The sequence below is a fragment of the Bacillus toyonensis BCT-7112 genome, from assembly GCF_000496285.1.
Lineage (GTDB): Bacteria > Bacillota > Bacilli > Bacillales > Bacillaceae_G > Bacillus_A > Bacillus_A toyonensis.
Genome location: NC_022781.1, coordinates 2,846,634 through 2,857,500 on the forward strand (window position 1 = coordinate 2,846,634; position 10,867 = coordinate 2,857,500).

Below are 10,867 nucleotides of genomic sequence, written 5' to 3' on the forward strand. Positions count from 1 at the left end.
GTAAGGAGTGTTTTCATGATTAATCGAACGTTAAAACAAGTAGAACAGATGATAAATGGTACGGGATTAGCAGAGCAGTATGAGGGAATTACTATACAGGGAGTGTCTATTGATACGAGAAAAATCGAAAAAGGAAATTTATATGTTCCGATTCAAGGTGAACGTTTCGATGGACATGCTTTTGTAGATAAAGCTGTTGAAAATGGAGCTGTTGCTACATTATGGATGAAAGATGTAGCAAATCCGCCTGAGAATCTTCCAGTTATTTTTGTAGAAGACACACTATTGGCATTACAAATGTTAGCGAAAAACTATCGCGATCAATTGGATGTTAAAGTTATTGGTGTGACAGGTAGTAACGGTAAAACATCTACGAAAGATATTGTAACAAGCCTTCTTGCGACTAAATTCAAAGTTCAAAAAACAGAAGGTAATTTCAATAACCATATCGGTTTACCTCTTACTATTTTAAACCTAGAAGAAAATACGGAAGTTGCTGTATTAGAAATGGGTATGTCAAGCCGAGGAGAAATTGAATTCTTATCTAAGTTAGCTCGTCCTAATGCAGCTATCATTACGAACATTGGTGAGGCGCATTTAATGGATTTAGGCTCTCGTGAGGCAATTGCAGAAGCGAAATTAGAAATTGTGGCAGGATTACAAGAAGGCGGAGTGTTCGTATATAACGGAGATGAGCCATTATTAACAAATCGTGTTCCTGAAATGAATTTAGCGACGGAAACAGTAACATTTGGTGATGCCAGAGCAAACGATTACTATCCAACGACTGTAACATTACAGGCAACTGGCACACATTTTAAAATGAATAGAGAAGAAAACATTTCATTCTATATACCAGTGTTAGGGAAACATAATGTGTATAATACACTTGCTTCCATGGCGATTGCGAAACATTTTGGTGTGACATGGGAAGAAATGAAACAAGGTTTAGTAACACTTCAAATGACAGGTATGCGCATGGAAATTGTAAAAAAGGATAGTGGGTTAACAGTTATCAATGATGCTTACAATGCAAGTCCGACAGCTATGGAAGCAGCATTCCATTTAATGAATGGTTTAGATGGTTTTTCTCAAAAAATCGTCGTGCTTGGTGATATGTTAGAGCTTGGAGACCAAGAGGTTCAATTTCATTATGAAGTAGGTAAATTAATTGACCCAGCAAAAATCTCATATGTATTCACATATGGTAGATTAGGGGCTCAAATTGCTGAGGGAGCGGAAATTAATTTCCCTGGTGAACGTGTAAAGGCCTATCATAATAAAGAAGAGCTTGTAAAAGATTTACAGGCGGTAGTTGGTAATAACGATGTTGTATTAGTTAAAGCATCTCGTGGTATGAAATTAGAAGAAGTTATTACGATGTTGAAATAATTGGTGAATATAAATAGGGATGATAGTCACGAAAATAGAAGAAACTTATAATAAGCGCTTACAGAGGATGTTAAAAAATAAAAGTGAAGAAAAAAAGTCCTGAATATGAAAATAAGGTAACAGTTGGGTTTGCTTTTTGCACATACAAAACTTATAATTGATAAAGTGTAATAACGTTTAAAAGTATTTTCGTGTAGAAATACGCCCGTTTATATACGTGAGCATTCAGGAAAAGGGCTTTTCCGCCAATTCGGAAAATGCCTTTTTTTAAATGATAAGTATAGGATAGAAAAGGAGAAGTAACATTGACAACATTTCGAGAATTAGGATTAAGTGAATCTTTATTGCAATCTGTTGAAAGTATGGGCTTTGAAGAGGCTACGCCGATTCAAGCTGAAACAATCCCACATGCATTGCAAGGTAAAGATATTATTGGGCAAGCGCAGACAGGTACAGGGAAAACAGCAGCATTTGGATTACCGCTATTAGATAAAGTAGATACTCGTAAAGAAGCAGTTCAAGGTATTGTTATCGCGCCAACGCGTGAATTAGCAATTCAAGTTGGAGAAGAACTATACAAAATTGGTAAACATAAACGCGTTCGTATTTTACCAATTTATGGTGGTCAAGATATTAACCGCCAAATTCGTGCTCTAAAAAAACACCCACACATTATTGTTGGTACGCCGGGTCGTATTTTAGATCATATTAACCGTAAAACACTTCGCCTACAAAACGTTGAGACTGTTGTTCTTGATGAAGCGGATGAAATGTTAAACATGGGCTTCATTGAAGATATTGAAGCAATTTTAACAGATGTGCCAGAAACACATCAAACATTATTATTCTCAGCGACAATGCCAGATCCAATCCGTCGTATTGCTGAGCGTTTCATGACTGAGCCTCAACACATTAAAGTAAAAGCAAAAGAAGTAACAATGCCAAACATTCAGCAGTTCTATTTAGAAGTGCAAGAAAAGAAAAAGTTTGACGTATTAACGCGCTTACTAGATATTCAATCTCCAGAGCTTGCGATCGTATTCGGTCGTACAAAGCGTCGTGTTGATGAATTATCAGAAGCATTAAACTTACGTGGTTATGCAGCAGAAGGTATTCATGGTGACTTAACACAAGCGAAACGTATGTCTGTATTACGTAAATTTAAAGAAGGTGCTATTGAAGTTCTTGTTGCAACAGATGTTGCTGCGCGTGGTCTTGATATTTCAGGCGTAACACACGTATACAACTTCGATATCCCACAAGATCCAGAATCATACGTTCACCGTATCGGTCGTACTGGCCGTGCAGGTAAAAAAGGTATTGCAATGTTATTTGTAACACCACGTGAATCAGGACAATTAAAAAATATCGAGCGTACAACAAAACGTAAGGTTGACCGTATGGAAGCACCGACACTTGACGAGGCACTAGAAGGTCAACAACGTTTAATCGCTGAAAAACTTCAAAGCACAATTGAAAATGATAACTTATCATACTACAAGCGTATTGCAGAAGAAATGTTAGAAGAGAACGACTCTGTAACAGTAGTAGCTGCTGCTTTAAAAATGATGACAAAAGAGCCAGATACAACACCAATCGCTTTAACATCAGAACCACCAGTTGTTTCAAGAGGTGGCGGTTCTAAAAAACGCGGTGGTAACGGAGGCGGATACCGTGATGGTAACCGTAATCGTAGTCGTGATGGACGCAGTGGCGATGGTCGTAACCGTGACCGTAACCGTGACGGACGCAGTGGCGATGGTCGTAACCGTGATCGCAATCGTGATGGTGGCCGTGATGGTAACCGTGGTCGTAGAGGTGAAGGTCAAGGTCGCCCTGGATCTTCTTCAAATGGACGCGGCGAAAGAAAACATCATAGCCGTCCACAAGCTTAATAAAAAAAGAGAATGCCCTTTGTTGGCATTCTCTTTTTTTATTTCTAAAATTGTACATACTACATAATAACTCATGTAGAAAAGAGGTACGATATGCTTGTAAGGCTTGGGTATGTTGCGATGAGTGTGCATTTGAAGAACGCATCTCCATCTCAAACGATGACATATGCACAGTTTCAACGGATTGATGATCGAGAGGCTGCGATTCGTAAACTTGAAAGAATCGCTAATTCGAATTTGGAAAATTGCTTGCGGTTATTAAAGCATAATAAGGGGCATGATATATCTTTCTTTCGACTTAGTTCTAAGCTTATTCCTTTAGCGAATCATGAGGAGTTGTTAGAGTGGAACTATATTCGTCCATTAAAAGAAAGTTTAAAAGTGCTAGGTGAATACGCAATTCGTATGAATATGCGTATTGATTTCCATCCGGATCACTTTGTTGTACTAAATTCACCGGAGGAAAGTATTTTTAAACAGTCAGTAAAAACTTTGCAGATGCACAAAAAAATGTTAAAAGGTATGGGGATTGCACATAAGCAACGATGTGTATTACATGTTGGAGGAGGTTATAAAGATAAAGAGCTCGCATTAGAACGCTTTATAGAAAATTGGTCTAACGTTCCAAGGGGTATTCAAGAAATGATCATGTTAGAAAATGATGATACAACCTTCACGCTAGCGGAAACATTGTATTTAGGAGAAAAATTAGACATTCCGGTCGTGTTTGATTTGCATCATCATACGATGAACAATGAACGAGAAGATTGGCATGAAGATTGGGCGCGTGTTGTTCATACGTGGGAAACATCTTTGTTACCAGTTAAAATGCATATCTCCAGTCCTAGAGATGAGAAAGACCCGAGGGCACACGCTGATTTTATTGATGTTGATGCATTCTTATCTTTTTTAAGAAGGATTAAGGGAAGTGTTGGGCAAATTGATTGTATGATTGAGGCGAAGCAGAAGGATGAGTCTTTATTTCAACTCATGAGAGACTTAAGTAAACAAATAGATGTGGAAATTATCGATGGTGCGAGCTTTTACATTAAATAAGCTCAGCACCATCGAATTTTTTTGTTAAAAAAGGAGTTAAAATACCACCGGTTATTAATCCTGCTAAATGGCTTATAGGATTGGCGAAAGGATTAAAGAAAGTAAATAATAGTAATATAAGTATCATGATTGAGAAAATAGCAATTTCTTTTGAGTGTGAAGGGCGGTATCGATTGTACAATAAAAATAGTTGGGCGCCTAGTAACCCGAAAATCCCACCAGATGCTCCCGTATGAATGTATTCAGGAGGCATAATAATATAAGAAGCGATATTTCCGGAAATACCGGGAAGAAAAAATAGAATGATAAAAGAAATGTGTCCGAGTTGTTTTTCGATAGAAGAGCCAAGAATAAATAAGCAAATACTATTAGAAAGAAAATGTTGTAAGTCCACGTGTACGAGCAGAGAAGTTATGACACGCCACCATTCTCCTTTAGTGATATATTCATTGTTAGCTGCCATTGGAAAGAGAAAGAAGTCGCCTAACATCATCATGAATAGTTGAATAAGAAGTAAAGAGAGGATGATTGGATTTAAGGAAATGCGAGTGGGTCGTATTAGCATGCTGGTAGTATCACTCCTTTTGCATCAGAATGATTCTCTGTTATTCTTACAATATGAAAGAAGAAAGCTAAATAGAAGAAGGGGATTTCGAAATGATTGTAGGGATTGGAATAGATATTATTGAATTGAATCGAATTGAAAAAATGCTAGATGGAAAGCTTAAATTTATGGAACGTATTTTAACTGAAAGTGAACGTAATGTTGCTATGGAACTGAAAGGGAGTCGCCTTACAGAGTTTGTAGCGGGAAGATTTGCAGCGAAAGAGGCGTATTCAAAAGCGGTAGGCACTGGTATCGGGAAAGAAGTGAGTTTTTTAGATATTGAAGTGAAAAATGATGATAGAGGGAAGCCGCTTCTTATTGCAAATACAGAGCATATTGTTCATTTATCAATTAGTCATAGTAAGGAATTTGCTGTTGCACAAGTTGTTTTAGAAAGCTTGTCACGCTAGTCTGCATATTTCATATCCTTGTCTCATATATTTGAGGTAGCGATAAGGAAGGTACACCTTCCATTCATTTATAGGGGCAAAGGGGCTGAAGTGATGAAAAGGCGTCTGTTTTTAGTTCTTGTCGGTTTATTGACCGTTTTTGTGTTGGCGGGCTGTATGGAAAAGAAACAAGATGATGTTGTGAGAGATTTAGAAGCGAAAGTGAAAGGGATGAAAAGTTATCAAGCTGAAGCGAAATTAACTATTAAAACAGGGAATGAGCCTCAGGAGTATAAAGTGGAAATTTGGCATAAAGAACCTTCTTTTTATCGTGTGAATTTACAGAATGCAAAAAAAGATCAGAGCCAAATTATTTTAAGAAATGAAGAAGGGGTATTTGTATTAACTCCAGCGCTTAATAAGAGTTTCCGTTTTCAAAGTGATTGGCCGCAAAATAGTAGCCAGGCCTATTTATATGAATCACTTGTAAGAGATATTTTGCAGGATAAGAAAAACCTTACTTTCGAGAAAACAGATAAATATTATATTTTCAAAACAAAAACAAACTATCAACATCAAAATATGTTACCGAAACAAGAGATTACATTGAAGAAAAGCGATTTAACACCAGTTTCGGTGAAATTAATGGATAATGATCAAAATGTTCTTGTGAAAGTAGATTTCTCTAAAGTGAAATTCGATGCGAAATTTGATAAAGGTGCATTTGATACGAAACAAAATATGTCTAGAGCGCAAGTAGATGTTCAAACAACAGCGAAAGAAGACAAACCATTTGCTATTTTGTATCCGCGTGATACGCCGCAAGGCATGACTCTGAAAGACGAAAAAGAGTTGAAGACAGACAGTGGCAAGCGTACGATACTCACATACACTGGAAATAAGAAATCCTTTACCTTAATACAAGAAAAGGCAAAAGTTGCAGAGGCTTCGTCAGCAGTAAGTGTAAGTGGAGAGCCGGTTGATCTTGGGTTTACGATTGGTGCATTGACGAAAGAATCTGTAACGTGGTCACATAACGGAGTAGAATATATGCTCGTGTCTAAAGGTTTAGAGCCGAATGAGTTGTTAATGGTAGCTCGTTCAGTTACAGCGAAGCAGGTGAAGTAAACTTCTTAGACGTGGTGATATATGTGCACCACGTCTTTTCTTAGTTTGAAGGTGGATTTCATAAAAGAAGCATATAAAAGAATAAGCTTCGCATATCGTGTATAAGGAAGTGTATTTATGGAAGAAGCGTCATTTTACCGTGATACTTGGGTGGAAGTGGATTTAGATGCGATTTATAACAATATTACGCATATTAAAGAGTTCATTCCGAGTAATGTTGAGATTTTTGCTGTAGTTAAAGCGAATGCATATGGGCACGATTATGTACCGGTGGCTAAAACCGCATTAGAAGCAGGTGCAACAAGATTAGCAGTTGCTTTTTTAGATGAAGCCTTAGTTCTTAGAAGGGCTGGTATTACCGTACCAATTTTAGTGCTAGGTCCTTCCCCGCCTCGAGATATAAATGTAGCTGCTGAAAATGATGTAGCATTAACTGTTTTTCAAAAAGAATGGGTGGAAGAAGCCATCAAACTATGGGATGGTTCATCTATAATGAAATTCCATATTAATTTTGATAGTGGTATGGGGAGAATTGGAATACGCGAACGCAAAGAATTAAAAGAATTCTTAAAGAGTTTAGAAGGTGCACCATTTTTAGAGTTAGAAGGAGTATATACGCATTTTGCAACAGCAGATGAGGTTGAGACTTCGTATTTTGATAAGCAATATAACACGTTCTTGCAGCAGTTAAGTTGGTTGAAGGAATTCGGAGTGGATCCTAAATTTGTCCATACAGCTAATAGTGCTGCAACTTTACGTTTTCAAGGAATTACATTTAATGCAGTACGAATTGGTATTGCGATGTATGGATTATCCCCATCTGTAGAAATACGTCCTTTTTTACCATTTAAATTAGAACCGGCGTTATCATTGCATACGAAAGTTGCTCATATTAAACAGGTGATTAAAGGGGATGGAATTAGTTATAACGTCACTTACCGAACAAAAACTGAAGAATGGATTGCAACTGTTGCGATTGGATATGCAGATGGCTGGCTTAGAAGATTACAAGGATTTGAAGTGCTTGTGGATGGTAAAAGAGTACCGATTGTAGGGAGAGTAACAATGGATCAATTCATGATTCATCTTCCTTGTGAAGTCCCGCTTGGTACGAAAGTTACACTCATTGGACGACAAGGTGATGAATATATTAGCGCTACAGAGGTTGCTGAATATTCCGGGACTATTAATTATGAAATTATTGCAACGATTAGTTTCCGTGTGCCGAGAATATTTATACGACATGGTAAAGTTGTAGAAATCATCAATTATTTGAATAATATATAGAAGATCATCTAATTTGCTTCTTGTCATTTAATTGAGCTTTTTATTGATGGAAAATATGCTCTTTTTTGATGAGAAGCTTTTACTTATAATCACTTTTAATATAAGTTTTGCATAGGAATTCTTTTGTTCCTTGTTTAAAATAAGATGAAAAATAATAGAAGATGAATGTTTTTCCTGTGAATTGGAAAACATAAGCAAGGAATAAGGAAGTCTTTGCAACAGGCTCCATACAATGGTATTATTACAATAGGTGTCATATATATATTTGGGTGTGTAGTTGACGGTGGAGGTGTATTTTTGTGTCCGAATCAAGTGTAACTACTGAAATCGTGGTTCGGTTGCCAAAGCAAATGGTAACGGAATTGGACGGAATTGGAAAACAAGAGAATAAGAATCGCCATGAACTAATTTGCCAGGCAACACAACTGTTATTGCGTCAACATAAGACGAAGAAACGCTACCAACATGAATCAATGCGACGTGGGTACATTGAAATGGGAAAAATTAATCTTGGTATTGCATCTGAAGCTTTCTTAGCAGAGTATGAAGCAGCTCATACGGTAGAACGCTTAGTTAGCGGGGGGTAATATTTTGATTGTAAAACGCGGCGACGTGTATTTTGCAGACCTTTCCCCAGTTGTTGGTTCTGAGCAAGGAGGCGTTCGTCCGGTTCTTGTCATTCAAAATGACATCGGAAATCGTTTTAGTCCAACGGTGATTGTAGCGGCTATTACTGCACAGATTCAAAAAGCGAAATTACCCACTCATGTGGAAATTGATGCGAAAAAGTATGGATTTGAGAGAGATTCTGTTATTTTACTTGAGCAGATTCGAACAATCGATAAGCAACGCTTAACGGACAAAATCACTCATTTGGATGAAGTGATGATGATTCGTGTAGATGAAGCGTTACAAATTAGTTTAGGACTAATAGATTTTTAAATCGGCAGTTTAAGTTGCTCTCTTTGAAGGGCAACTTTTTTTTATTATAGAGGAGGTTACGGTTGTATATGGAAATGGTAGATAATCGACAAGCGTTAATGAAAATGTTAGTGAAAGAATTAGGCTTTACCGAAAAGCAAGTTCGTCATGTTATTCAATTAACAGAAGAAGGTAACACAGTTCCATTTATTGCTCGTTACCGAAAAGAATGGACAGGCTCTTTAGATGAGGTGCAAATTCGTGCAATCTTAGAGAGATGGCAATATATGATGCAGCTTGAAGATAGGAAAGAAGAGGTTCTTCGTCTTATTGGTGAAAAGGGTAAGCTAACCGAAGAGTTGCGCCGTCATATTGTTGCCGCAACGAAACTACAGGAAGTAGAAGATTTATATCGTCCTTATAAAGAGAAAAGAAGAACGAAAGCGACGATTGCAAAAGAAAAAGGATTAGAACCGCTAGCTGAATGGTTATTGTTATATAAAAAAGAAGATCCGGCTAAAAAGGCTATGGAATTTGTTAATGCAGAAAAAGAAGTGGAATCTGCAGAAGAGGCGTTGCAAGGTGCGCAAGACATTATTGCAGAAATCGTTTCAGATGAAGCTGCGTATCGTAGTTGGATTCGGAATGTTACTTTTAGAAAAGGTGTTATGTCTTCGGTTGTAAAAGACGAAGAAAAAGATGAAAAGAATATATATGAAATGTATTACAGTTATGAAGAACCGTTGCAGAAAGTAGTACCGCATCGTGTATTAGCGATGAATCGCGGTGAGAAAGAAGATATATTGAGAGTTTCTGTTGTTCCACCAGTAGATGAGATAATAACTTTCTTATATAAGAAAGTAATCCGTGATAACGATTCAAAAAGTGCGCATTATGTACAATTAGCGATTGAGGATGGCTATAAACGATTAATTCAATCTTCGATTGAAAGAGAAATTCGAAAAGAATTAACAGAAACAGCTGAAGAACAAGCGATACATATTTTCTCTGAGAACTTACGTAATTTATTATTACAACCTCCAATGAAAGGGAAGGTTGTGCTAGCCGTAGACCCTGCATATAGAACTGGTTGTAAATTAGCTGTAGTAGATGATACGGGGAAAGTTCTATATATCGATGTTATTTATCCGCATCCACCTGTTCGTAAATATGATGATGCAAAAAAGAAAGTTCTTTCTATTATAGATAAATATCAAGTTGAAATGATTGCAATTGGGAACGGCACAGCTTCTAGAGAAACGGAAGAGTTTATAGTAGATGTATTACAAAGTGTGAAACAGGATGTTTTCTATATTATTGTAAATGAAGCAGGGGCAAGTGTGTATTCGGCTTCCGATTTAGCTCGTGAGGAATTCCCTGATTTCCAAGTTGAAGAAAGAAGCGCGGTTTCAATTGGAAGACGCCTGCAAGATCCACTTGCTGAGCTCGTGAAAATTGACCCTAAATCGGTAGGGGTGGGGCAATATCAACATGATGTAACTCAAAAGAGATTAAATGAATCGTTAACATTTGTGGTAGAGACAGCAGTTAACCAAGTTGGTGTGAATGTAAATACAGCTTCAGTTGCATTGTTACAATATGTTTCGGGGTTATCAAAAACAGTTGCGAAAAATATTGTAGCTAAGCGTGAGGAAGATGGGAAATTTACGAAGCGTACTGAATTAAAGAAAATCCCTCGTTTAGGCGCGAAAACATATGAACAGTGTATTGGGTTTTTACGTATATTAGAAGGCGCGAATCCGTTAGATCGTACAGGGATCCATCCAGAACAATATAAAAATGTCGAATTGCTACTAAAGAGTCTAGGGTTATCGAAGAATGATGTAGGGAAACCGAACTTGCAGGAGAGTTTAGAGGGAGTGGATGTTTCTAAATTATCTCAAGAGACGGAGATCGGTGAGCCGACATTGGTTGATATTATTGATGCCTTAATTAGTCCAGAGCGAGACATGAGGGATGAATTGCCAAAACCACTTCTGAAAAAAGGGATTTTGAAATTAGAAGATTTACAGCGTGGTATGGAACTGGAAGGGACAGTTCGTAACGTTGTTGATTTTGGTGCTTTTGTTGACATTGGTGTAAAACAAGATGGTTTAGTGCATATTTCTAAATTAAGCAAACAGTTTGTAAAGCATCCATTAGATGTTGTATCTGTAGGGCAAATCGTAAAA

Annotated in this window: 10 protein-coding genes (1 of these 10 running past the window's edge); 9 read left to right on the plus strand and 1 reads right to left on the minus strand. The window is 37.3% G+C overall.

Features of this window, described 5'->3' with window-relative positions:
- Positions 1-15 precede the first annotated feature (15 nt).
- The 3 genes from murF (at position 16) to uvsE (ending at position 4,343) form a co-directional block, all read left to right on the plus strand.
- Complete coding sequence (gene murF, locus BTOYO_RS14750; RefSeq protein ID WP_000610669.1) at positions 16-1,392, plus strand: UDP-N-acetylmuramoyl-tripeptide--D-alanyl-D-alanine ligase; 1,377 nt, start codon at positions 16-18, stop codon at positions 1,390-1,392.
- Between the two features lie 305 nt (positions 1,393-1,697).
- Positions 1,698-3,287: a degradosome RNA helicase CshA gene (cshA, locus tag BTOYO_RS14755; protein ID WP_000206605.1), complete on the plus strand. Its 1,590-nt coding sequence runs from the start codon at positions 1,698-1,700 to the stop codon at positions 3,285-3,287.
- Between the two features lie 93 nt (positions 3,288-3,380).
- Complete coding sequence (gene uvsE / locus BTOYO_RS14760) at positions 3,381-4,343, plus strand: UV DNA damage repair endonuclease UvsE (protein ID WP_000961174.1); 963 nt, start codon at positions 3,381-3,383, stop codon at positions 4,341-4,343.
- Here uvsE and BTOYO_RS14765 read toward each other — a convergent pair.
- Entirely contained in the window at positions 4,336-4,908 is a 573-nt protein-coding gene (locus BTOYO_RS14765; protein ID WP_000908503.1) for a rhomboid family intramembrane serine protease, read from the minus strand. The genes uvsE and BTOYO_RS14765 overlap by 8 nt on opposite strands.
- Positions 4,909-5,000: 92 nt before the next feature.
- Here BTOYO_RS14765 and acpS point away from each other — a divergent pair, with 92 nt between their 5' ends.
- From acpS to BTOYO_RS14795, 6 genes are all read left to right on the plus strand, one after another.
- Positions 5,001-5,360 (plus strand): holo-ACP synthase, encoded by a 360-nt coding sequence (acpS, locus tag BTOYO_RS14770; RefSeq protein WP_000635048.1) that lies wholly within the window; start codon positions 5,001-5,003, stop codon positions 5,358-5,360.
- 156 nt (positions 5,361-5,516) lie between these two features.
- The gene (locus tag BTOYO_RS14775) at positions 5,517-6,467 is read left to right on the plus strand and encodes a LolA family protein (protein ID WP_002037834.1); all 951 of its coding nucleotides are present in this window, start codon (positions 5,517-5,519) and stop codon (positions 6,465-6,467) included.
- Positions 6,468-6,584: 117 nt separating this feature from the next.
- The gene (gene alr / locus BTOYO_RS14780) at positions 6,585-7,754 is read left to right on the plus strand and encodes an alanine racemase (RefSeq protein WP_000390621.1); all 1,170 of its coding nucleotides are present in this window, start codon (positions 6,585-6,587) and stop codon (positions 7,752-7,754) included.
- A gap of 299 nt (positions 7,755-8,053) precedes the next feature.
- On the plus strand, positions 8,054-8,341 hold the full coding sequence (locus tag BTOYO_RS14785; protein WP_000004570.1) for an antitoxin EndoAI: 288 nt from the start codon (positions 8,054-8,056) through the stop codon (positions 8,339-8,341).
- Positions 8,342-8,345: 4 nt separating this feature from the next.
- Positions 8,346-8,696, plus strand: coding sequence for a type II toxin-antitoxin system endoribonuclease NdoA (gene ndoA, locus BTOYO_RS14790; RefSeq protein ID WP_000635963.1), 351 nt, complete (start codon positions 8,346-8,348; stop codon positions 8,694-8,696).
- A gap of 68 nt (positions 8,697-8,764) precedes the next feature.
- Positions 8,765-10,867: the 5' portion of a Tex family protein gene (locus BTOYO_RS14795; protein WP_000426215.1), read on the plus strand. 66 nt of this gene lie beyond the right edge of the window; only the first 2,103 of its 2,169 coding nucleotides appear in the window; the start codon lies at positions 8,765-8,767; its stop codon lies beyond the right edge, outside the window.

What these genes read in the sequence shown, in the direction of transcription:
- murF (WP_000610669.1), top strand. Translation starts at nt 16, where the DNA reads ATGATTAATCGAACGTTAAAACAAGTAGAACAGATGATAAATGGTACG.
- uvsE (WP_000961174.1), top strand. Translation starts at nt 3,381, where the DNA reads ATGCTTGTAAGGCTTGGGTATGTTGCGATGAGTGTGCATTTGAAGAAC.
- BTOYO_RS14775 (WP_002037834.1), top strand. Translation starts at nt 5,517, where the DNA reads ATGGAAAAGAAACAAGATGATGTTGTGAGAGATTTAGAAGCGAAAGTG.
- alr (WP_000390621.1), top strand. Translation starts at nt 6,585, where the DNA reads ATGGAAGAAGCGTCATTTTACCGTGATACTTGGGTGGAAGTGGATTTA.
- acpS (WP_000635048.1), top strand. Translation starts at nt 5,001, where the DNA reads ATGATTGTAGGGATTGGAATAGATATTATTGAATTGAATCGAATTGAA.
- BTOYO_RS14765 (WP_000908503.1), bottom strand. Translation starts at nt 4,908, where the DNA reads ATGCTAATACGACCCACTCGCATTTCCTTAAATCCAATCATCCTCTCT.